The following is a 21,126-nucleotide window of genomic DNA, read 5'->3' as shown; positions in this document are numbered from 1 at the left end:
AGATTCGCCTAAATTCTGCTTCATCCACGATGAAATCCTCCGAGATTCGCCAGCAGTTCCTGCAATTCTTCAAGTCCAAGGGACACACCATCGTTCCTTCGTCGTCGCTCGTGCCGGGCAACGATCCGACCCTGCTTTTCACCAATTCGGGCATGGTCCAGTTCAAGGACGTCTTCACGGGCAAGGAATCGCGGTCGTACACGCGTGCCACGTCGTCGCAGCGCAGCGTGCGCGCCGGCGGCAAGCACAACGACCTGGAGAACGTGGGCTACACCGCCCGCCACCATACGTTCTTCGAAATGCTGGGCAATTTCAGCTTTGGCGACTACTTCAAGCGCGATGCCATCCAGTACGCCTGGGAGCTGCTGACGCAGGTCTACAAGCTGCCGGCCGAGAAGCTCTGGGTCACCGTCTACCAGGAAGACGACGAGGCCTATGACATATGGGCCAAGGAAGTCGGCGTGCCGACCGAGCGCATCATCCGCATCGGCGACAACAAGGGCGCGCGCTACGCGTCGGACAACTTCTGGCAGATGGCCGACACCGGTCCCTGCGGCCCGTGCTCGGAAATCTTCTACGACCACGGCCCCGAGATCTGGGGCGGCCCCCCGGGATCGCCCGAGGAAGACGGCGACCGCTACATCGAGATCTGGAACCTGGTGTTCATGCAGTTCGAGCGCGACGCCGCCGGCAACATGCCGCGCCTGCCGCGTCCCTGTGTCGATACCGGCATGGGCCTGGAGCGCATCGCGGCCGTGCTGCAGCACGTCCACTCCAACTACGAAATCGACCTGTTCCAGAACCTGATCGCCGCCGCCGCGCGCGAAACCGGCGTCAAGGACCTTGCGAACAATTCGCTCAAGGTCATCGCCGACCACATCCGCGCCTGCTCGTTCCTGATCGTCGACGGCGTCATCCCCAGCAACGAAGGCCGCGGCTACGTGCTGCGCCGCATCGTCCGCCGCGCGCTGCGCCACGGTTACAAGCTGGGCCAGACCAAGCCGTTCTTCCACCGCCTGGTGCCCGACCTGGTCGCCGAGATGGGCGAGGCCTATCCCGAGCTGGCCGCCACCGCCGAGCGCGTGGCGCAGGTGCTCAAGCAGGAAGAAGAACGCTTCGGCGAAACGCTGGAACACGGCATGCGCATCCTTGACGGCGCGCTGGCCAATGTGCCCAAGGGCGGCCAACTGGACGGCACCACGCTGTTCACGCTGTACGACACCTACGGCTTCCCGGTAGACCTGACCGCCGACATCTGCCGCGAACGCGAAGTCGACGTCGACATGGCCGGCTTCGAAGTCGCCATGGAACGCCAGCGCGACCAGGCGCGCGCCGCCGGCAAGTTCAAGATGGCCGAAGGCCTGAGCTACGAAGGCGCGGAAACGCGTTTCGAAGGCTACGAAAAGCTCGAACTCGACAACGTCAAGGTCACGGCCCTGTACGTCGACGGCACCCAGGTGCAACAGGTGCAGGCCGGCCAGAGCGCCGTGGTGGTGCTGGACGCCACCCCGTTCTACGCCGAGTCCGGCGGCCAGGTCGGTGACACCGGTCTGCTCGAAGCGGTCGGCGTGCGTTTCGCCGTGGGTGACACGCTCAAGATCCAGTCCGGCGTGTTCGGCCATCACGGCACGCTGGAAGAGGGCAAGCTGGCGGTCGGCGACACCGTGCTGGCGCGCGTGGACGCGGTGCGCCGTGCCCGCACCGTGCGCAACCACTCGGCCACCCATTTGATGCACAAGGCCCTGCGCCAGGTGCTGGGCGCGCACGTGCAGCAGCGCGGCTCGCTGGTCGACCCCGACAAGACCCGTTTCGACTTCGCGCAGGACGCGCCCCTGACGGCCGAGCAGATCGCCCGCGTCGAGGCCATCGTCAATGCCGAGATCCTCGCCAACCAGCCCACCGTGGCTCAGGTCATGGCCTACGATGACGCCGTCAAGGGCGGCGCCATGGCGCTGTTCGGCGAAAAGTACGGCGACACCGTGCGCGTGCTCGACATCGGTTTCTCGCGTGAACTGTGCGGTGGCACCCACGTCAGCCGCACTGGCGACATCGGCCTGTTCAAGATCGTGTCCGAAGGCGGCGTGGCCGCCGGCGTGCGCCGTATCGAGGCCATCACGGGCGACAACGCCCTGGCCTGGGTGCAGAACCAGAGCGCGTTGCTGGCCCAGGTGGCCGGCATGCTGCGCAGCACGCCGGCCGACCTGCCGGCCCGCATCGCGCAGGTGCAGGACCAGGTCAAGCAGCTCGAAAAAGACCTGGAACAATCGCGCAGCAAGCTCGCCGCCAGTGCCGGCAACGACCTGGCCAGCTCCGCGGCCGTCGAGGTCAAGGGCATCAAGCTGCTCGCCGCCAGCATCGGCGACGTCGACCCCAAGGCCCTGCGCGGCATGGTCGACAACCTGAAAGACCGCCTCAAGCCCGCCGTGGTGCTGCTGGCCACCGGCTCGGCCGACGGCAAGATCAGCGTCGTCGGCGGCGTCACGGCCGACCTGACCAACCGCATCAAGGCCGGCGACCTGGTGGGCTTCGTCGCCAGCCAGGTGGGCGGCAAGGGCGGCGGTCGTCCGGACATGGCCATGGGCGGCGGCACCGATCTGGCGGCGCTGCCTGCCGCGATCGCCAGCGTGCAGAAGTGGGTCGATGAGCGCCTCTGACATAGACAACGCGTCAGGCGCCACGGCGCCGTCGTTCGACCAGGAGGTGGATGCCAGCGGCCTGACCTGCCCCTTGCCCATCCTGCGCGCCAAGAAGGCCCTGGCGCAGATGGAAAGCGGGCAGGTGCTGCGTGTCGTCACCACCGACCGCAACGCCATCCGCGATTTCCAGGCCTTTTCGCGCCAGACCGGCAACGTGCTGGTCGCGCAACACGAGGCCGACGGTCGCGGCGTGCATTTCCTGCGCCGCCGCTAGCCACGCAGTTGCGCGCGACACATGAAAAAGGCCAGCCTCTCCCCAGGCTGGCCTTTTTTGTCGGCGCTCGTCGCGCCTTATTTATGAATCGCCGCCGCCACGGCTTGCGTGATGGTGAAGTCCACCAGGTCGCCTTCCTTGAGCTGCGCCAACCGGGCCTGCAAGGCGGGGTCCTGCACCTGGATCGTGCGCAGGCCGCCTTGCGGACCCTTCAGTGTCACGAGATTGGCGCTCTTGTTGATGTGCCAGATTTCCGCGGTGATGGTGGTCTGCCGGCCCATCGCGCCACCCGGCTTGGCGCCCTTGGCGCTACGCGTGGCGGCGGTCTCGGTGACCACCTCCGGCGCGCCGGAACCCGCGCGCCGCACGTCGATGGCGACCGATTCGTAATAGTCCAGCGTAAGCGAATCGCCCGGCTTGATTTGCTTGAAGTTGCGCACGTTAGATCCGGCCTGGATATCCACTACGTTGCCATTGGCGCCCTGCAGGGTGATGGTGCGGGTGGCGGGATCCACCGCGGTGACCTTGCCGGTGGCGGTGGTCAACGCGGCGCCGACCACCCGGGCCTGGGCCGCCATCGGCAGCGCCAGCATGCCCGCCAGCAAACCTGTTGCCGCCAGGCGCGCGACAGGGGTGAAGACAGTTTTACGGTTCTTCATGGTGTAGCACCCTCCGGTAGAGGAAGTTGTGGGAAAACGCTGGGGAGAAACAGGGCGCGATCAGCCCCTGCGAAAACGGGGACGTTCGCGCGGGCATGCGGTGCGTGAGGGCGTGGAGGGGCGACGCCGTTGCGGCGCGGCCGGGGGGAGCGGGCTTGCGGATGTGGCGTAGGATGACATTCCGATCTCTCCAATCGGGGAAATGCTTCACACGCACTTGCAAAGGGTGCCGGTCGGGCGGCGCGCCCCGGACGGCAACGCCGCCGGGCGATTTTCATGCGCCCCGGCGCAGCACGGCGGCCCGTGACGGGCTACACTCTGTCTGCGGCGGGCTCCGGCCCGGATTTTGTAGAATACCCGTATGTGGTGCATATGTGGTGTTTTCGCGTATAAATCGCGCCGCGCCTTCCGATATTCAGCATGCGCATTTGCCAGTCGGCTTGTTTAAGTGCTAGAATTTCCCGTTTTTCACAACTAATTCAAGGGATTACCTATGGTGGTGATTCGCCTGGCCCGCGGTGGGTCCAAGAAGCGTCCGTTCTACAACCTGGTGGCCACCGATTCGCGTAACCGTCGCGACGGCCGTTTCATCGAGCGCGTGGGTTTCTACAACCCCGTCGGCAACGAAGGCGCGGAAAACCTGCGCATCGCGCTGGATCGCGTGCAGCACTGGACCAGCAACGGCGCCCAGCTGTCGCCGGCCGTCGAGCGTCTGGTCAAGGACTACTCGGCCAAGGTTTCCGCCGCGGCTTAATGCCTGCGTCGCACGCCTGAACCCTGCTAGTTTCTAGCTACGCTGTACGAAACCGATAGCCCGATACATGTCTGATGCCGCACATTCCAACGCGGCGCCTGCGGACTTGATCGAGTTGGGCCGCATCAGTGCGGCCTACGGTGTGAAAGGCTGGGTCAAGGTGCAGCCGCATTCGGCCAATGCCGAAGTGCTGCTCTCAGCTTCTCAATGGTGGTTGACTCGCCCTGTGCCTGAATTGGCGCGGGGCGCTGTCGCGTCTGCGCCCGTCGCATACAAGGTCGTGCAAGTCCGTTCGCAGGGCGCCACCGTGGTGGCCCGGTTGGCCGGCATTGCCGACCGCGACCAGGCCGAAGCGCTGCGCGGTTATTCCGTGCAGGCGCCGCGGGGTTCCTTCCCCGCGCCCGAGGAAGACGAATACTACTGGGTCGATCTCATTGGCTGTTCGCTGTACACCACGGCGGACGGCGACGCCGCGCTCATTGGCGTGGTGGACGAGGTCCTGGATAACGGCGCTCACGCCGTCTTGAAGGTCTTGCGCCAGAAGGTCGGAGCCGACGGCCCCGAAACCTTGCTGAACGCCAAGGGAAAGCCCGCCGAAATGCTCGTTCCGTTCGTGCGCGCGCACATCCAAGCCGTCGATCTGGCCGCGCGCCGCATCGACAGCGACTGGCCCGCGGATCTCTGATGCGCATCGATGTCGTGACGCTCTTTCCCGAGATGTTCGGGGTGGTGCGCGACTTCGGCGTCACCGGCCGGGCCCATGCCCAGGGCCGGTGGGCGCTGCATGCGTGGAATCCGCGAGATTTCACCACTGATCCCCACCGTACCGTGGACGACCGCCCCTATGGCGGCGGCCCCGGCATGGTGATGATGGCCGCTCCGCTGGAAGCCGCCGTCAATGCCGCCCAGGCGGCGCGCGCGGCCCAAGGCCTGGGGCCGGCCCCGGTGGCGCTACTCGCACCCGTGGGCAAGCGTTACGATCAGGCCGGCGCCGAGGCGCTGGCTGCCAGCGACGGCCTGATTCTCATCTGCGGTCGCTACGAAGGGGTCGACCAGCGCTTCATCGAGCGTTGTGTCACCCACGAAATCTCGCTGGGCGACTTCGTGTTGTCCGGCGGCGAGATCGCGGCGCTGGCCGTGATCGACGCCGCGGTGCGCCTGTTGCCGGGCGTGCTGAACGACGGCGACTCCGCGTTGCAGGACTCCTTCAACGACACGCTGTCCGGCCTGCTGGACAGCCCGCATTACACGCGCCCCGAAGTCTACGAGGGCGCGCCCGTGCCGGCGCCGCTGCTCAGCGGCCACCATGCCAACATCTCGCGCTGGCGCCGTGAACGCTCGCTGGCGTTGACCGTTGCGCGACGTCCCGAGCTGATCGAGTCGGCCCGCGCCCAGGGGTGGCTGTCGCTCGCCGACGAGCGCTTCCTGGCCGAGCTGGCCGGCGAGCCGTTGCCGCCGCTGCCCGCCAAGCGCCGCCGCGGATCCAAGCCCAAGGCTTCCTGAGCCGGCAGGCGCATCCCCCCCCAACTCAAGCCGGCTTTCTTCGCAAGCCTTTTCCCATTTTCCAAGACCCGATCAGCCTAGGGATGCTCCTAGGTTGTAGCGACTCGGCGCGCTCCTTAGTATTGAAAATTACATAAAAATGAAATTTTCATATGAGCCGATCCTCTCCCGTGCCGCGTGATGCCGCCGCGCTCTCCAAGCCAGCGCTGGCGGCGGGTCGCCCTGAGTCCGCCGTCGACATGTGGCTGGGCCAGCAGTTGCGCCAGTTGCGCAAGCAGCACGGCCGCTCGCTGGCGGACGTGGCGCAGGCCTGCGGCATGTCGCTGGGGCTGCTCAGCCAGATCGAGCGCGGGCTGAGCTCCGCGTCGGTCAAGACGCTGCACCAACTGGCGCGCGAGTTCGGCGTGTCGGTCAACGCCTTGCTGCGCAACGCCGAGCACACCGAAGGCGAGGACGGCGGCCGCGTCGCCCGCGCCGGCACGCACCGCTATATCGACCTGCGCGAGAAAGGCATCGTCAAGGAGATGTACACGCCGCCCGCGTGCCGCAGCATGGACCTGTGCCGCGCCACCATCGAGCCCGGCGGCTCGACCGGCAACGAACTGTTCGTGACCGGGCAGGGCGAGCAGATCGGCGTGGTGCTCAAGGGCGCGCTCGAACTCTGGGTGGGCGACCGCGTCGTGCTGCTCAAGGAGGGCGACAGTTTCTGCTATGCCAGCAGCACGCCGCGGCGCTGGCGCAATCCCGGCTCGCAGGTGACCGAAGTCATCTGGGCCATCTCGAATATCAATCAAGCCGCGGGGGATATGACGCAACCGCCGCCTTGAGCGCGCGGGCAGTGAATCGGCGCGATGACACTGGGGATCATCCGCCTTCCGGGCACGCTCCGGAACGCTTTGCCTAGATGAGGAAATGTCATGAAATTCAAGACTCTGGTTGTCTCTGTATTCGCAGCATTGTCCACGGCCACGGCCGCGCAGGCCCAGACGGTGTTGAAGGTGGGATCCACGCCCACCGGCAGTCCGTTCACTTTTCTTGACACCAAGACCAACTCCATCGAAGGGGTGATGGTCGATATTGTGAAAGCGGTCGGCAAGGAGGCTGGCTTTGAGGTGCAGATCGAGCCCATGGCGTTTTCGGCGCTGATCGGTTCGCTGACTTCCAAGCGCATCGACATCGTCTCGGCGGCCATGTTCATCACGCCGCAGCGCCAGCAGGTGGTGAGTTTCTCGGAGCCGGTCTATCGCTATGGCGAAGGCCTGATGGTGCTCAAGAGCGACAACAAGGAATACAAGTCATTCGCCGACATGAAGGGCATGACGGTGGGGGTGCAGGTCGGCACCGCCTTTGTCGAGCCGATCCAGAAGAGCGGCGTGTTCAAGGAGGTGAAGCTCTACGACAATCCGCCGGACATGATGCGCGACGCCAACGCCGGCCGCATCCAGGGCGGGTTCATGGACTATCCCATCGCCGCCTACATCCTGACCCAGGGCAACTATCCCAACCTGAAGATGGCGCAGTCCTACCAGCCCACCGTCATGGGCAGCCTGGGCCTGGCCACGCGCAAGGACGACACCGCCTTGCTCGAACGCATCAACAAGGCGCTGGCCAAGCTCAAGGCCGATGGCGCCATCGACCAGATCCTGAAGAAGTGGGGGCTGGGCGGCTGACGGCCGTTTGATGGCGGGCGTGGCGCCGCGGCAGGCGTCCGCCCGGACTGCGCGCCCTGGCGCGCGGACCGGCCGCGTCCCGGGTTTCCGGAGGCGGCCCAGTTGGGGTGAATCGAGTCATGACGGAATTCTTCAAAGACGCGGCGGAATACCTGCCGATCCTGTTGCAGGGCGCCAAGCTCACCATCCTGGTGACGCTCGGGTCGCTGGTCCTGTCCACGCTGCTGGGGCTGGTGTGGGCGCTGATGCGCGTCTCCGGCAACAAATACCTGTCCAAGTTCAGCGCGGGCGTGATCAACCTGCTGCGCGGCATCCCGATCATCGTGCTGCTGTTCTACATCTATTTCGTGATGCCGGACATGGGCATCGCCCTGACGGCGGTGCAGGCGGCCATCATCGGGCTGGGCATCGCCTACTCGGCCTACCAGGCCGAGAACTTCCGCGCGGGGATCGAAGCCATCGACCGCGGCCAGATCGAGGCGGCCATGGCGATGGGCATGAGCTGGAGCATGACCATGCGCCGCGTGGTGCTGCCGCAGGCCGTCAAGATCGTGCTGCCGCCCTACGGCAACATCATGATCATGATGCTCAAGGACTCGTCGCAGGCGTCCACCATCACGGTGGCCGAGCTTGCCCTGCAAGGCAAGCTGATTGCCGTGTCGACGTTCAAGAACGCCACCGTGTTCTCGCTGGTGGCGCTGATGTACCTGGTGATGTGCGTGCCGCTGATCCTGCTGGTGCGGCATCTGGAAAAGAGGAGTGCCGCCAAATGATCGAACTCAAGGGCGTGCGCAAGAGCTTCGGGTCGCTGGAGGTGCTCAAGGGCATCGATGCCTCGGTCAGCAAGGGCGAAGTCGTATGCGTGATCGGGCCATCCGGCTCGGGCAAGTCCACCATCCTGCGCTGCATCAACGGGCTGGAGCGCTACAACGCCGGCCGCATCACCGTGGATGGCGAACTGGTGGACTGCGATGCGGCCTCCATCGTTTCCATCCGCACGCAGGTGGCGATGGTGTTCCAGCGCTTCAACCTGTTCCCGCATCGCACCGCGCTGGAGAACGTGGTGGAAGGTCCGATCTACGTGAAGGGCGAGCCGCGCGCGCAGGCGCTGGAGCGCGGCCGTGAATTGCTCGCCAGTGTCGGCCTGGCCGACAAGGCCGACGCCCATCCGCCGCAACTGTCCGGCGGCCAGCAGCAGCGCGTGGCGATCGCGCGGGCCCTGGCGATGCAGCCGAAGGCGATCCTGTTCGACGAACCGACCTCGGCGCTCGACCCCGAGCTGGTGGGCGACGTGCTGGGCGTGATGCGCAAGCTGGCCGAGGCCGGCATGACCATGGTCGTCGTGACGCACGAGATGAGCTTCGCGCGCGAGGTTGCCGACCGCGTCATGTTCTTTGACGGCGGCGTGATGGTGGAGCAGGGCGCCGCCCGTGAAGTGCTGAATCAGCCGCAGCACCCGCGCACGCAGGATTTCCTGCGCCGCGTGCTGCATCCCATGTGAGGAACCATCATGTCGCAGACGCCGTTTCCGCTTTCCCCGTCGCTCTGGGCCGCCACCGCGGCGCCGCCGCCGGACACGCAGCCGCTGACGCAGTCCGAGCAGGCCGACGTGCTGGTGGTGGGCGGCGGCTACGCCGGCCTGAGCACCGCGCTGCACCTGGCCGAGCAGGGCGTGCGGGTGGTGCTGCTGGAAGCGCGCGAGATCGGCTTCGGGGGCTCGGGGCGCAACGGCGGCCAGGTCATTCCCGGCCTCAAGTACGATCCCGATGCGCTCGTTTCGATGTTCGGCGCCGAGCGCGGCGAACGCCTGGTGCGCTTCGCTGGCGCCACCGCCGACGCGGTGTTCAACCTGATCGAACGGCATGCCATGGACGTGCCGTATGTGCGCAGGGGGTGGATCCAGGGCGCGCACAATCCCGCCGCGCTGGAACTGGCGCACGCCCGCGCCGCGCAATGGGCGCGCCATGGCGCCGACGCGCAGCCGTTGGACCGGGCCGAGGTGGCGCGGCTGATCGGGGCCGACCGCTACCTGGGCGGCTGGGTCGACCGCCGCGCGGGCGCGGTGCAGCCGCTGAGCTATGCGCGCGGACTGGCCCGCGCCGCCCTGAATGCCGGCGCCGTGATTCATACCGACACGCCAGTCACCGGTCTGAAGCGCGACGGCGGCAAGTGGACCGCCACGACTCCCGGCGGCGCCAGCGTGACCGCCGACCGCGTGGTGATGTGCACCAACGCCTACGGCGCCGATCTGCTGCCGGGCTTGAAGACCTCGATCATCGACGCCAATACCTTCCAGGTCGCCACCACGCCGCTGCCGGAGCGCCTGCGCGCAGGCATCTTTCCGGAAGGCCACGTCACGTCCGATACCCGCAACCTGCTGCTGTATTTTCGCCTGGACCACCAGGGCCGCCTGCTGATGGGCGGGCGTGGGCCCTTCCGCGAGCCCAAGGGGCCGCAGGACTGGGCCCACCTGGAACGGGTGATGGTGAAGATGTTCCCGCAGGTGGCCGGCACGCCGTTCGAGTACCGCTGGTGCGGCCGCGTGGCCATCACCCGCGACTATCTGCCGCACCTGCACGAGCCGCAGCCCGGGCTGCTGGTGGATATCGGCTGCCAGGGGCGCGGCGTGGGCCTGCAGACCAGCATGGGCCGCGCCATGGCGCAGTACCTCGTCAGCGGCGACGCCAAGGCGCTGCCGGTGCCGTTGTCGCCCGTAAAGCCGTTTCCGCTCTATGGACTGCGCCGCCTGTACGTGAACGCCGTGGTCACCTGGTACCGGATGACCGACGGCGGCGTATAGGCCGATGCGATCAGGCCGCGCGAAAAAAAGCCCCGGAGAGGATCCGGGGCCCTTTGCATGAACGCATTGCCGGGCGATCAGTTGCCCAGCTTGCCGCGCTGTTCGCGCACCTTCTGCAGCGTCTCGCCGAATTGAGCCAGGCGGGCCTTTTCCTGCTCGACCACGGCGGCCGGGGCGCGTTCAACGAAGCTGGCGTTGGACAGCTTGCCGTTGGCCTTGGCGATCTCGCCTTCCAGGCGGGCGATTTCCTTGTCCAGGCGCACGCGCTCGGCGGCCACGTCGATCTCGACATGCAACATCAGGCGGCTGGCGCCCACCACCTGCACCGGCGCGCCAGCGTCGGGCAGGGCGTCCAGCACGTCCACCTGGCTGAGCTTGGCCAGCGCGGCCAGGTAGGGGGCGTTGCGCGTCAGCGTGGGCGCGTCGCCCTGGGCGCACAGCGGCACTTTCTGCGCCGGCGACAGGTTCATCTCGCCGCGCAGGGCGCGCACGGCCTCGACCTGGGCCTTCAGTTCGGCCACGTCGGCTTCGGCGGCGGTGTCCACGGCGGCCGGATTGGCCTGCGGGTACGGCTGCACGCTGACACTGTCTGCCACGCCTTGCTTGCGCTTGCCGGCCACCACCGAGACCTTCTGCCACAGCTCTTCCGTGATGAACGGAATGATCGGGTGGGCCAGGCGCAGCACGCCTTCCAGCACGCGGATCAGCGTGCGGCGCGTGCCCAGTTGCTGGGCCGGCGTGCCGGTCTGGATCTGCACCTTGGCCAGTTCCAGGTACCAGTCGCAGTATTCGTCCCAGACGTAGCGGTACAGCGCGTTGGCCACGTTGTCGAAACGGTAGTCGGCGAAGCCGCGGGCCACGTCGGCTTCCAGCGCCTGTAGCTGGCTGACGATCCAGCGGTCGACGAACGAGGTTTCGCCCGCGTCCGGACCGGTCAGGTCGTGGCCTTCGGTGTTCATCAGCACGAAACGGGTGGCGTTCCAGAGCTTGTTGCAGAAGTTGCGATAGCCCTCGCAACGCTTCAGGTCGAAGTTGATGTTGCGGCCCAGGGTCGCGTAGGCGGCCATGGTGAAGCGCAGCGCGTCGGTGCCGAAGGCGGGAATGCCGTCCGGGTACTGGCGGCGCGTGGCCTTTTCGATGGCGCCGGCCTGCTTGGGATTCATCAGGCCGTAGGTGCGCTTGGCCACCAGGCCGTCCAGGTCGATGCCGTCGATCAGGTCGACCGGATCCAGCGTGTTGCCCTTGGACTTGCTCATCTTCTGGCCGTCGGCGTCGCGGATCAGGCCGTGCACGTAGACGTGCTTGAACGGGATCTGGCCGGTCAGGTGCGTGGTCAGCATGACCATGCGCGCGACCCAGAAGAAGATGATGTCAAAGCCGGTGACCAGCACGCTGGACGGCAGGTAGCGCGCCAGGTCGGCCGTCTTGTCGGGCCAGCCAAGCGTGGTGAAGGGTACCAGGCCCGACGAGAACCACGTGTCCAGCACGTCCGGATCGCGCTTGAGCTCGCCGGTGACGCCGGCGGCGCGGGCCTGCTGGACGGCTTCGGCCTCATCGTGCGCGACGAACACCTGGCCGTCATCCGAGTACCAGGCGGGAATCTGGTGGCCCCACCACAGTTGGCGCGAAATGCACCAGTCCTGGATGTTGTTGAGCCACTGGTTGTAGATGGTGGTCCAGTTGTCCGGGTAGAACTGGATGCGGCCGTCGGCGACGACCTCCAGCGCCACTTCGGTGATGCTCTTGCCCGGGTTGAGCGTGCCCTCGGGGGCCGGCTTGCTCATGGCGACGAACCACTGGTCGGTCAGCATGGGCTCGAGCACGACGCCGGTGCGGTCGCCCTTGGGCTGCATCATCTTGTGCGGCTCGACCTTGACGAGGTAGCCTTCGGCTTCCAGTTGGGCCACCACGGCCTTGCGGGCCTCGTAGCGCTCCATGCCCTGGAACTGCTTGGGGCCGTTCTCGTTGATGTGCGCGTCGAGCGTGAAGATCACGATTAGCGGCAGGTCGTGGCGCATCGCGCAGGCGTAGTCGTTGAAGTCGTGCGCGCCGGTGATCTTGACGCAACCGGTGCCGAATTCGGGGTCGACGAAGTCATCCGCGATGATGGGGATGTTGCGGTCGCACAGCGGCAGTTCGACTTCCTTGCCGACCAGGTGCTTGTAGCGCGGGTCTTCAGGGTGCACGCACAGCGCGCCGTCGGCCAGCATGGTCTCGGGGCGGGTGGTGGCGATGGTCATGCCGCGCAGGGTGACCGTCTGGCCGTCCTTGTCGACGATGGTCTGCGGACCGTCGACGAAGGGGTAGAGGATGTGCCACATGTGGCCGTCGGTCTCTTCCGACTGGACTTCCAGGTCGGACACGGCCGTCAGCAGCTTGGGATCCCAGTTGACCAGGCGCTTGCCGCGGTAGATCAGGCCCTGTTTATGCAGGCGCACGAAGGTCTCCACCACGCCGCGCGACATGCGGTCGTCCATGGTGAAGTACTCGCGCGGCCAGTCGGCCGAGGCGCCCAGCCGGCGCACCTGGCCGGTGATGGCGTTGCCCGACTTTTCCTTCCACTCCCACACTTTTTCGACGAATTTCTCGCGGCCGAGGTCGTGGCGGGAAACCTTCTGCGCGTCGAGCTGTCTTTCAACCACGATCTGCGTGGCGATGCCGGCGTGATCCGTCCCCGGAATGAAAACGGTGTCGTCGCCCAGCATGCGGTGGTAGCGGATCAGGCCATCCATGATGGTCTGGTTGAACGCATGGCCCATGTGCAGGGTGCCCGTCACGTTGGGCGGCGGGAACTGGATGACGTAAGGCTGGCCTTCGGTCCCCGTTTTTACGTGCGACCCCGCGGCGAAGTAGCCGCGCTTTTCCCACTCGGCGTACCAGCGGGATTCGAGTTCGGCGGGTTCGAAGCTCTTGGAGAGTTCCGGGGAGTCGGTCGCGGCGGACGCGGCGTTCGGGGGAGCGGCTTGAGTCATTACAGGGTTCCGGCAGACAGGGCGCCCGGTCGATGGAAACGGGCAAGCAAACCGCTCATTTTAAGATGTAATGCGGTCGTATCGGCGTGTTAGAATACCGGGTTACTGTAAACCTTTTAGAAGTCCCTGAATTCATTGAGGTTTCGCCAAAAGTTCATTGAAAAAACGCTGCGAATTTCAGCGCAATGAATCGAGCGAAGCATTCGAGGTGGGACAGCCCGGGGGCAACCCCGGGATCACTCCGAAGGGTTGGCAGTGTCGAATCCCCGCCTTGGCACAGGCGGCCGGGACGGCCCGGAACGCGCTGTCAACGCAGTTGTTCCGAGTCGCTTGCGCGCCCATGGCGCGCTGCCGCTTGAAGGGTGACACCAACGAGCGCAGGCCACGCCAGGCAATCATAGAAACCAGTCAGTATCCGTTTTTGGAGTTCTCATGTCCGTCCAACGCACCCTCTCGATCATCAAGCCCGACGCCGTCGCCAAGAACGTCATCGGCCAGATCGTCGCCCGCTTCGAGCAAGCCGGCCTGAAGGTCATCGCCGCCCGCCTGGCCCAACTGTCGCGCGCCGACGCCGAGCGTTTCTACGCCGTCCACAAAGAACGCCCCTTCTTCAAGGACCTGGTTGACTTCATGGTGTCGGGCCCCGTGTTCGTGCAAGTGCTGGAAGGCGAAGACGCCATCCAGAAGAACCGCGACCTGATGGGCGCCACCGATCCCAAGAAGGCCGCCCCGGGCACCATCCGCGCCGACTTCGCCGACAGCATCGACGCCAACGCCGTGCACGGCTCGGACGCGCCGGAAACGGCCGCTGTCGAAGTGGCTTTCTTCTTCCCCGAAATCAACATCCACAGCCGTTGATTTCCCGGAAATTCCTTTAGCGTCATAGCAATACCCTGGTCATGGAATCCGTCGAACGAATCAACCTGTTGGGGCTGGATGGCTCCGCCCTGTCCGAACTCGTCGGGCAGTGGGGCGGCAAGCCGTTTCGCGCCCGCCAGTTGCAGCGCTGGATGCACCAGCGCGGCGCCGATTCGTTCGACGCCATGACCGACCTGGCCCGCGATTTCCGCGGCCAGTTGGCGTCCCGTTGCGTCATCGAGGCGCTGGCGGTCAACACCGAGCAGCGCTCGTCGGACGGCACCCGCAAGTGGCTGTTCGACGTGGGGCAGGGCAACGCCATCGAAACCGTCTTCATCCCCGAGGACGACCGCGGCACGTTGTGCATCTCCAGCCAGGCGGGCTGCGTGGTGAACTGCCGTTTCTGCTCGACCGGCCACCAGGGGTTCAACCGCAACCTCAAGACCAGCGAGATCATCGGCCAGTTGTGGTGGGCCAAGCGCGTGCTGGAAGCCGACGTTGGCACCGCGCGCCTGGAAGGCGCGCGCGCCACCGAAGACACCCGCGTCATCAGCAACGTGGTCATGATGGGCATGGGCGAGCCCCTGCTCAACTACGACCAGGTGCTGCCGGCCCTGCGCCTGATGCTCGACGACAATGCCTATGGCCTGTCGCGCCGCCGCGTCACGGTGTCCACGTCGGGCGTGGTGCCCATGATGGACCGCCTGTCGCAGGACTGTCCGGTGGCGCTGGCCGTGTCGCTGCATGCGCCCAACGATGCGCTGCGCGACGAGCTGGTGCCGCTGAACAGGAAATACCCGTTGAAGGAGTTGCTGGCCGCGTGCGAACGCTACCTGGCTTTCGCGCCGCGCGACTTCATCACGTTTGAATACTGCATGCTGGATGGCATCAACGATACCGACCAGCACGCCAAGGAACTGATACACATTGCCCGCCAGATCCGCTGCAAGCTCAATCTGATCCCGTTCAATCCCTTCCCCGCCTCCGGCCTGAAGCGTTCGCCTTCGGCCCGCGTCAAGGTGTTCGCCCAGCGTCTGATGGACGCCGGCATCATCACGACGGTGCGCAAGACCCGGGGGGACGATATCGACGCCGCTTGTGGTCAACTGGCTGGAGAAGTGCGCGACCGTACCCGCATCACCGAGCGGAACGCCGCGCAGCGCCAGACCATACCAATTAGACAGGTGCATGCATGACGCAGGATATCGCTTCTGCAGTTTCAGAGACGCCCGCGAGCGCGGGCGGTTCGGGCAATGTGGGCTCGGCGCTGCGCACGCTGCGCCAATCCAAGGGCTGGTCGCTCGACGAAGTGTCCAGCCGCATCAAGTTTTCGGCCAAGCAGATCGAGGCCCTCGAGAACGAACAGTGGGGCGAACTGCCCACCGGCGTCTCGCTGCGCGGCCTGATCCGCAACTACGCCCGCATGCTGGGCGCCGATTCGCAGGCAATCGTTGATTCGCTCGACCCCAAGGCCCGCGTCACCGGCCCGGTCAAGCTGAGTCCGGGGGCGCTGCATTCGGCCCATTCCATTCCCCAGTCCGGCGCCGACGACGATCGCGCGTCCTCGACCTCCTGGGGCTGGCTGATCGCCATCGTGCTGGTGCTTGCCGCCGGCGTCGCCTATGCCTTCTGGCAGGGCTGGCTGCCGCAGCAATGGCTGGCGTTCGACTGGCTTCCCAAGCTGTCCAAGTAAATACCGGTTTCGCCGATGCAAGATTCCTCTCTGCCTTGCCAGGATGCGCCGCCGCCCGCCGTGGGCGCGGCTCCCCGCCGCGCCACGCGTTCGGTGGCGGTGAAGTGGGGCGACCGCACGGTCATGATCGGCGGCGACGCGCCGGTGGTGGTCCAGTCCATGACCAACACCGACACCGCCGATGCCATCGCCACGGCGATCCAGGTCAAGGAATTGGCGCTGGCCGGCTCCGAGATGGTGCGCATCACCGTCAACACGCCCGAAGCCGCCAGGGAAGTCATGGCGATCCGCGAGCAGCTCGACCGCATGGGCGTGGACGTGCCGCTGGTGGGCGATTTCCACTACAACGGCCACAAGCTGCTGACGCAATTCCCGGACTGCGCCCAGGCGCTGTCCAAGTACCGCATCAATCCGGGCAACATGGGCGGCGGCAAGCGTCGTGACGACAATTTCGCCCAGATGATCGAAGTGGCCTGCCGCTACGACAAGCCGGTGCGCATCGGCGTGAACTGGGGCAGCCTGGATCACGAGCTGATGGCGCGCAAGATGGACGAAAACAGCCGCCGCGCCCAGCCCTGGGAAGCGCAGGCGGTGATGCGCGACGCGCTGGTGGTGTCCGCCATCAGCAACGCCCAGCGCGCCGAGGAACTCGGCCTGCGCCGCGATGCCATCATCCTGTCGTGCAAGGTCAGTCACGTGCAGGACCTGATCGCGGTCTACCGCGACCTGTCGGCGCGTTGCGACTATCCGCTGCACCTGGGCCTGACCGAAGCCGGCATGGGCAGCAAGGGCATCGTCGCCTCGACCGCCGCGCTGGCCGTGCTGCTGCAGCAGGGCATTGGCGACACCATCCGCATCTCGCTGACGCCGGAACCGGGCGGCGACCGCGGCCGCGAGGCCGTGGTGGCGCAGGAGATCCTGCAGACCATGGGCCTGCGCGCGTTCACGCCCATGGTGGTGGCCTGCCCCGGTTGCGGCCGCACCAGCAGCACGTTCTTCCAGGAACTGGCCGATAGCATCCAGTCCTACCTGCGCCGGCAGATGCCGGTGTGGCGCGCCCAGTACCCCGGCGTCGAAAACATGAATGTCGCGGTCATGGGCTGTGTGGTCAACGGGCCTGGCGAAAGCCGCCACGCGGACATCGGCATCAGCCTGCCGGGCACCGGCGAGGTGCCGGCTGCGCCGGTGTTCGTCGACGGCGAGCGCACGGTCACCCTGAAGGGCGACCACATCGCCGAAGAATTCCAGGCCATCGTTGAAGACTACGTTGCGCGTCGCTACGGCGCGCTCGCCTCTCATTAAAAGAAAGGGTGTGGCCGCGAGGCGCGCTTGCCGGCGCGCGGAGCGGCATGATCAAGATGACTCAAGCTTTCCAGAAAGTCGCCGCCATTCGCGGCATGAATGACCTGCTGCCAGGGGCCAGCGCCCGCTGGGAGCAATTCGAGGAAATCGTGCGCGGCTGGCTGCGCGGCTACGGCTATCGCAATGTGCGTACGCCCGTGCTTGAGCATACGCGCCTGTTCACGCGCGGCATTGGCGAAGTGACCGACATCGTCGAAAAAGAGATGTACACGTTCACCGACGCGCTCAACGGCGAATCGCTGACCATGCGGCCCGAGATGACCGCCGGCATCGTGCGCGCCTCGATCGAGCACAACCTGCTGTACGACCGCCCGCAGCGCGTCTACTCGATCGGCCCGGTGTTCCGCCACGAGCGCCCGCAGCGCGGCCGCTACCGCCAGTTCCACCAGATCGACGTCGAGGCCCTGGGCTTCGCCGGCCCCGATGTGGACGCCGAACTGATCGTCATGCTGGCCCGCCTGTGGAAGCTGCTGGGCCTGACCGACGTGCGCCTCGAACTGAATTCGCTGGGCCAGCCGGCCGAGCGCGCCGCGCACCGTGCCGCCCTCATCGCGCACCTGGAAAAGCACGTCGACATCCTCGATGAGGATGGCAAGCGCCGCCTGTATACCAATCCGCTGCGCGTGCTGGACACCAAGAACCCCGCCATGCAGGAAATGGCCGACAGCGCCCCGCGCCTGTTCGACTTCCTGGGCGAGGAATCGCGCGCGCACTTCGAGGGCGTGTGCCAGCGCCTGACCGACGCCGGCATCGAATACCGCCTCAACCCGCGCCTGGTGCGCGGGCTGGACTACTACAACCTGACCGTCTTCGAATGGGTGACCGACCGCCTCGGCTCCCAGGGCACCGTCTGCGGCGGCGGCCGCTATGACGGCCTGATCGAGCTGCTGGGCGGCAAGCCCGCGCCGGCCGTCGGTTTCGCCATCGGCATGGAACGCCTGCTGGACCTGTGGGAGCAGAGCGTGCAGATCGAGTCGCCTGCCGAATGCGAGGTCTATGTCGTGCACCAGGGCGAAGCGGCGCAGCGCCTGGCCGCCCGGGTCGGCGAAGACCTGCGCGACGCCGGCCTGTCGGTGGTGGTGCATGCCGGCGCCGCCAGCTTCAAGTCCCAATTCAAGCGCGCGGACGCCAGCGGCGCCCGGGTTGCGGTTATCCTTGGCGCCGATGAAGTGGCTTCGCAGACCGCCAGCATCAAATTCCTGCGCGCCGACGCCCAAGGCGACGCCGCGCAGCAGCAAGTCCCGTTGGCGGGCTTGGCCGACGTATTGAATATCAAGGGTTAGGGCATGGCATACGATCTGGAAGAACAGGAAAAACTCGACGCGATCAAGGCGTGGTGGGCTCGTTACGGCACGCTGGTGCTGTCGCTGGTGGCCGCCGTGGCGGTGGCATGGGGCGGCTGGTGGGGCGCCAAGGCCTACCAGTCGCACAAGGCCAACCAGGCCATGGGTTATTTCGAGGCGCTCGAAGACGCCGCCCGCCTGGGTGGCGCCGATTCGTCGGTGCGCATCAAGGCCGCCGCGGCGACCTTGCGCGACCAATACGGCTCGACCGGCTACGCCGCCCGCGGCGCGCTGGTGGCGGCCCAGGCGCTGCAGGCCCAAAAGGACGTCGACGGCGCCCGCCAGCAGCTCGAGTGGCTGGCCAGTCAATCCAAGAACCCGTCCATGCAGGCCGTCGCCCGGCTGCGCCTGGCGGGTCTGTTGCTCGATCAGAAGCAATACGACGCCGCGCTGGGCCAACTGAACAACGCCCCGGCCGCGTTCGCCGCCTTGTTCGCCGACCGCCGTGGCGATATCCTCGCGGCGCAAGGCAAGCGCGAGGACGCGCGTGCGGCATGGCAAAGCGCCATTGATGGCCTGGGCACGGCGAATCCGCTGACCCAGGTTGTGCAACTGAAACTGGATGCCCTGAGCGGAGCGTGACTGTAATGCGTAAATTTGCCTTTGGCCGGACGTGGCGTGGCGCTGTTTGCCTGACGAGCTTGCTCGCCCTGGGCGGTTGCGGCCTGTTTTCCCATGACGACGGCCGTTACGACCCTGCTCCCCTGACCGAATACAAGGCCGGCATGTCGGTGCGCCAGGTCTGGTCGACCTCGATCGGCAGCGGCTCCGGCCTTGGCTTTGCGCCTACGGTGCTCGAGAACGCGGTCTACGCCGCCACGCCCGATGGCTCGGTCGGCAAGTTCGACCTGCAGAGCGGTCGTCCCATCTGGAAGTCGCAGGCCGGCGTGAAGCTGACCGCGGGCGCGGGCAGCGACGGCACCACCACGGCCGTGGCCTCCCCCGACGGCGACGTGGTCGCCTTCGACGACAGCGGCAAGGTCAAATGGAAGGTGCGCGCCACCAGCGACGTCAACATCCCGCCAGTGGTGGGTTATGGCATCGTCGTGGTCCGCAGCGGCGACTACCGCATCCAGGCCTTCGACGCCAACAACGGCGAGCGTCTCTGGAGCGTGCAGCGGCCCGGCCCGGCGCTGGCCCTGCGCAGCGCCGCGCAGATGGTGCTGGCCGAAGGCCTCGTCATCACTGGCCTGCCCGGCGGCAAGATGATGGCCATCGCCTCTGACAGCGGCAACGTGCAATGGGAAGGCACCGTCGCCACCCCGCGCGGCGCCAGCGACCTGGAACGCCTGACCGACGTGGTCGGCGCGCCACGCATCGCCGGCAATCTGCTTTGCGCGGTGGCCTACCAAGGGCGTATCGTGTGCTTTGACGTCACGGCCGGCGGCCGTCCGATCTGGGCGAAGGACTTCTCCAGCGTCAGTGGGATGACCCTGGATCAGCGTTTTGCCTACTCTGCCGACCAGAACAGCGTGGTCAACGCCTTTGCGCTGGACAACGGCGGCAATGTCTGGAAGCAGGCTGCGCTGAAGAATCGCCAGCTCACCGCGCCGGCCCTGCTGGGCGGCGCGCTCGCGGTCGGCGACCTGGACGGCTACGTGCATTTCCTGTCGCGCAGCGACGGCAGCCTGATGGCGCGCCTGTCGGTGGGCGGCGGTGCCATCGTTTCGCCGCCGCAGACGACTCCCCAAGGTGTGCTGGTCCAGACGGGCAATGGCAATCTCGTCCTGATCGGCACCAACTAAACCCTCAAGAACAAAGCCTTACACCGTGTCTTTCAAGCCTGTCGTTGCCCTGGTCGGCCGCCCCAATGTGGGGAAATCGACCCTATTCAATCGCCTGACGCGATCGCGCGCCGCGCTGGTGGCCGATTTTTCCGGCCTGACCCGCGATCGCCACTACGGCGAGGGCAGGGTGGGCGATATCCCCTTCATCGTCATCGACACGGGCGGTTTCGAGCCGGTCGCCAAGGACGGCATCCTGCTGGAGATGGCGCGCCAGACCCGGCAGGCCATCGCCGAGGCCGACGTCGTGGTGTTCCTGGTGGACGCCCGCGCCGGCCTGAACGCGCATGACCACGAGATCGCGACGCTGCTGCGCAAGTCGGGACAGCAGCGCGTGCTGCTGGCGGTGAACAAGGCCGAGGGCATGGGGGCGGGCGCCGCCATCGCCGAATTCCACGAGCTGGGTCTGGGGCAACCCTATCCCATCTCGGCGGCGCACGGTGACGGCATCGTCGACCTGATCGAACTCGCGCTGCAGGACCTGGCCGAGCCGCCGGCCGAGGAAGAAGAGCCGGCCGAAGAGGGCGAGCACGACCACCGCATCAAGCTGGCCATCGTCGGCCGTCCCAACGTCGGCAAGTCGACGCTGATCAACACCCTGATGGGCGAAGAGCGCGTGATCGCGTTCGACATGCCCGGCACCACGCGCGACGCCATCGAGATCGACTTCGAACGCGATGGCCGCCGCTACACGTTGATCGACACCGCCGGCCTGCGCAAGCGCGGCAAGGTGTTCGAGGCGGTCGAGAAGTTCTCGGTCATCAAGACGCTGCAGGCCATCGAGGCCAGCAACGTCGTGCTGCTGATGCTGGACGCGC

General features: G+C 66.4%; 20 protein-coding genes. 18 read left to right on the top strand and 2 right to left on the bottom strand.

All coding sequences use genetic code 11. The features are described 5' to 3' along the window. Window positions 1-29 precede the first annotated feature (29 nt). Complete coding sequence (gene alaS, locus SB816_RS29140; protein ID WP_343719395.1) at window positions 30-2,654, top strand: alanine--tRNA ligase; 2,625 nt, start codon at window positions 30-32, stop codon at window positions 2,652-2,654. Continuing rightward, window positions 2,641-2,910 (top strand): sulfurtransferase TusA family protein, encoded by a 270-nt coding sequence (locus SB816_RS29135; protein ID WP_175189088.1) that lies wholly within the window; start codon window positions 2,641-2,643, stop codon window positions 2,908-2,910. Before alaS ends, SB816_RS29135 begins: the two co-directional genes overlap by 14 nt. A gap of 77 nt (window positions 2,911-2,987) precedes the next feature. On the opposite strand, the gene SB816_RS29130 is transcribed toward SB816_RS29135, so the two are convergent. Continuing rightward, window positions 2,988-3,569: a hypothetical protein gene (locus SB816_RS29130; RefSeq protein ID WP_175144029.1), complete on the bottom strand. Its 582-nt coding sequence runs from the start codon at window positions 3,567-3,569 to the stop codon at window positions 2,988-2,990. Between the two features lie 493 nt (window positions 3,570-4,062). Between SB816_RS29130 and rpsP the strand changes: the two genes are divergently transcribed. The 8 genes from rpsP (at window position 4,063) to SB816_RS29090 (ending at window position 10,296) form a co-directional block, all read left to right on the top strand. Further along, complete coding sequence (rpsP, locus tag SB816_RS29125; RefSeq protein WP_006387841.1) at window positions 4,063-4,323, top strand: 30S ribosomal protein S16; 261 nt, start codon at window positions 4,063-4,065, stop codon at window positions 4,321-4,323. Window positions 4,324-4,390: 67 nt separating this feature from the next. Beyond that, window positions 4,391-5,008: a ribosome maturation factor RimM gene (gene rimM, locus SB816_RS29120; protein WP_410547931.1), complete on the top strand. Its 618-nt coding sequence runs from the start codon at window positions 4,391-4,393 to the stop codon at window positions 5,006-5,008. Continuing rightward, a complete protein-coding gene (trmD, locus tag SB816_RS29115; protein ID WP_410547930.1) occupies window positions 5,008-5,826 on the top strand; it encodes a tRNA (guanosine(37)-N1)-methyltransferase TrmD in 819 nt (272 codons plus the stop codon). Before rimM ends, trmD begins: the two co-directional genes overlap by 1 nt. Before the next feature lie 152 nt (window positions 5,827-5,978). After that, window positions 5,979-6,653 carry a helix-turn-helix domain-containing protein gene (locus SB816_RS29110; protein WP_064523196.1) on the top strand — a complete coding sequence of 225 codons (675 nt, stop codon included), beginning with the start codon at window positions 5,979-5,981 and terminating at the stop codon, window positions 6,651-6,653. Between the two features lie 90 nt (window positions 6,654-6,743). After that, the gene (locus SB816_RS29105) at window positions 6,744-7,496 is read left to right on the top strand and encodes an ABC transporter substrate-binding protein (protein ID WP_024068344.1); all 753 of its coding nucleotides are present in this window, start codon (window positions 6,744-6,746) and stop codon (window positions 7,494-7,496) included. Between the two features lie 119 nt (window positions 7,497-7,615). Next, a complete protein-coding gene (locus SB816_RS29100) occupies window positions 7,616-8,269 on the top strand; it encodes an amino acid ABC transporter permease (RefSeq protein WP_006393967.1) in 654 nt (217 codons plus the stop codon). Further along, window positions 8,266-8,997 (top strand): amino acid ABC transporter ATP-binding protein, encoded by a 732-nt coding sequence (locus SB816_RS29095; protein WP_024068345.1) that lies wholly within the window; start codon window positions 8,266-8,268, stop codon window positions 8,995-8,997. Before SB816_RS29100 ends, SB816_RS29095 begins: the two co-directional genes overlap by 4 nt. A 9-nt stretch (window positions 8,998-9,006) precedes the next feature. Continuing rightward, a complete protein-coding gene (locus SB816_RS29090) occupies window positions 9,007-10,296 on the top strand; it encodes an NAD(P)/FAD-dependent oxidoreductase (protein ID WP_410547929.1) in 1,290 nt (429 codons plus the stop codon). Between the two features lie 77 nt (window positions 10,297-10,373). On the opposite strand, the gene SB816_RS29085 is transcribed toward SB816_RS29090, so the two are convergent. Beyond that, a complete protein-coding gene (locus tag SB816_RS29085; RefSeq protein ID WP_024068347.1) occupies window positions 10,374-13,268 on the bottom strand; it encodes a valine--tRNA ligase in 2,895 nt (964 codons plus the stop codon). Between the two features lie 432 nt (window positions 13,269-13,700). Here SB816_RS29085 and ndk point away from each other — a divergent pair, with 432 nt between their 5' ends. From ndk to der, 8 genes are all read left to right on the top strand, one after another. After that, a complete protein-coding gene (ndk, locus tag SB816_RS29080; protein WP_006387851.1) occupies window positions 13,701-14,126 on the top strand; it encodes a nucleoside-diphosphate kinase in 426 nt (141 codons plus the stop codon). Between the two features lie 41 nt (window positions 14,127-14,167). Further along, the gene (rlmN, locus tag SB816_RS29075; protein ID WP_111727654.1) at window positions 14,168-15,322 is read left to right on the top strand and encodes a 23S rRNA (adenine(2503)-C(2))-methyltransferase RlmN; all 1,155 of its coding nucleotides are present in this window, start codon (window positions 14,168-14,170) and stop codon (window positions 15,320-15,322) included. Then, entirely contained in the window at window positions 15,319-15,819 is a 501-nt protein-coding gene (locus tag SB816_RS29070; RefSeq protein WP_006387853.1) for a helix-turn-helix domain-containing protein, read from the top strand. The genes rlmN and SB816_RS29070 overlap by 4 nt, the downstream gene beginning before the upstream one ends. A gap of 15 nt (window positions 15,820-15,834) precedes the next feature. After that, window positions 15,835-17,121: a flavodoxin-dependent (E)-4-hydroxy-3-methylbut-2-enyl-diphosphate synthase gene (ispG, locus tag SB816_RS29065; RefSeq protein WP_410547928.1), complete on the top strand. Its 1,287-nt coding sequence runs from the start codon at window positions 15,835-15,837 to the stop codon at window positions 17,119-17,121. A gap of 56 nt (window positions 17,122-17,177) precedes the next feature. Further along, on the top strand, window positions 17,178-18,464 hold the full coding sequence (hisS, locus tag SB816_RS29060; RefSeq protein ID WP_116793158.1) for a histidine--tRNA ligase: 1,287 nt from the start codon (window positions 17,178-17,180) through the stop codon (window positions 18,462-18,464). A 3-nt stretch (window positions 18,465-18,467) separates the two neighbouring features. Further along, window positions 18,468-19,106: a YfgM family protein gene (locus SB816_RS29055; RefSeq protein ID WP_054503919.1), complete on the top strand. Its 639-nt coding sequence runs from the start codon at window positions 18,468-18,470 to the stop codon at window positions 19,104-19,106. 5 nt (window positions 19,107-19,111) lie between these two features. After that, on the top strand, window positions 19,112-20,269 hold the full coding sequence (bamB, locus tag SB816_RS29050) for an outer membrane protein assembly factor BamB (protein WP_175167649.1): 1,158 nt from the start codon (window positions 19,112-19,114) through the stop codon (window positions 20,267-20,269). Between the two features lie 25 nt (window positions 20,270-20,294). Continuing rightward, on the top strand, window positions 20,295-21,126 hold an 832-nt coding region (gene der / locus SB816_RS29045; RefSeq protein WP_410547927.1), incomplete at its 3' end, for a ribosome biogenesis GTPase Der.

It is taken from the genome of Achromobacter sp. SIMBA_011 (genome assembly GCF_046535435.1).
GTDB lineage: Bacteria > Pseudomonadota > Gammaproteobacteria > Burkholderiales > Burkholderiaceae_B > Achromobacter > Achromobacter dolens.
This window is presented reverse-complemented; position numbering and strand designations above follow the sequence as displayed.

Excerpts from the sequence above, each read along its gene's own strand:
- alaS (WP_343719395.1), top strand. The coding sequence starts at position 30 with ATGAAATCCTCCGAGATTCGCCAGCAGTTCCTGCAATTCTTCAAGTCC.
- SB816_RS29135 (WP_175189088.1), top strand. The coding sequence starts at position 2,641 with ATGAGCGCCTCTGACATAGACAACGCGTCAGGCGCCACGGCGCCGTCG.
- SB816_RS29130 (WP_175144029.1), bottom strand. The coding sequence starts at position 3,569 with ATGAAGAACCGTAAAACTGTCTTCACCCCTGTCGCGCGCCTGGCGGCA.
- rpsP (WP_006387841.1), top strand. The coding sequence starts at position 4,063 with ATGGTGGTGATTCGCCTGGCCCGCGGTGGGTCCAAGAAGCGTCCGTTC.
- rimM (WP_410547931.1), top strand. The coding sequence starts at position 4,391 with ATGTCTGATGCCGCACATTCCAACGCGGCGCCTGCGGACTTGATCGAG.
- trmD (WP_410547930.1), top strand. The coding sequence starts at position 5,008 with ATGCGCATCGATGTCGTGACGCTCTTTCCCGAGATGTTCGGGGTGGTG.
- SB816_RS29110 (WP_064523196.1), top strand. The coding sequence starts at position 5,979 with ATGAGCCGATCCTCTCCCGTGCCGCGTGATGCCGCCGCGCTCTCCAAG.
- SB816_RS29105 (WP_024068344.1), top strand. The coding sequence starts at position 6,744 with ATGAAATTCAAGACTCTGGTTGTCTCTGTATTCGCAGCATTGTCCACG.
- SB816_RS29100 (WP_006393967.1), top strand. The coding sequence starts at position 7,616 with ATGACGGAATTCTTCAAAGACGCGGCGGAATACCTGCCGATCCTGTTG.
- SB816_RS29095 (WP_024068345.1), top strand. The coding sequence starts at position 8,266 with ATGATCGAACTCAAGGGCGTGCGCAAGAGCTTCGGGTCGCTGGAGGTG.
- SB816_RS29090 (WP_410547929.1), top strand. The coding sequence starts at position 9,007 with ATGTCGCAGACGCCGTTTCCGCTTTCCCCGTCGCTCTGGGCCGCCACC.
- SB816_RS29085 (WP_024068347.1), bottom strand. The coding sequence starts at position 13,268 with ATGACTCAAGCCGCTCCCCCGAACGCCGCGTCCGCCGCGACCGACTCC.
- ndk (WP_006387851.1), top strand. The coding sequence starts at position 13,701 with ATGTCCGTCCAACGCACCCTCTCGATCATCAAGCCCGACGCCGTCGCC.
- rlmN (WP_111727654.1), top strand. The coding sequence starts at position 14,168 with ATGGAATCCGTCGAACGAATCAACCTGTTGGGGCTGGATGGCTCCGCC.
- SB816_RS29070 (WP_006387853.1), top strand. The coding sequence starts at position 15,319 with ATGACGCAGGATATCGCTTCTGCAGTTTCAGAGACGCCCGCGAGCGCG.
- ispG (WP_410547928.1), top strand. The coding sequence starts at position 15,835 with ATGCAAGATTCCTCTCTGCCTTGCCAGGATGCGCCGCCGCCCGCCGTG.
- hisS (WP_116793158.1), top strand. The coding sequence starts at position 17,178 with ATGACTCAAGCTTTCCAGAAAGTCGCCGCCATTCGCGGCATGAATGAC.
- SB816_RS29055 (WP_054503919.1), top strand. The coding sequence starts at position 18,468 with ATGGCATACGATCTGGAAGAACAGGAAAAACTCGACGCGATCAAGGCG.
- bamB (WP_175167649.1), top strand. The coding sequence starts at position 19,112 with ATGCGTAAATTTGCCTTTGGCCGGACGTGGCGTGGCGCTGTTTGCCTG.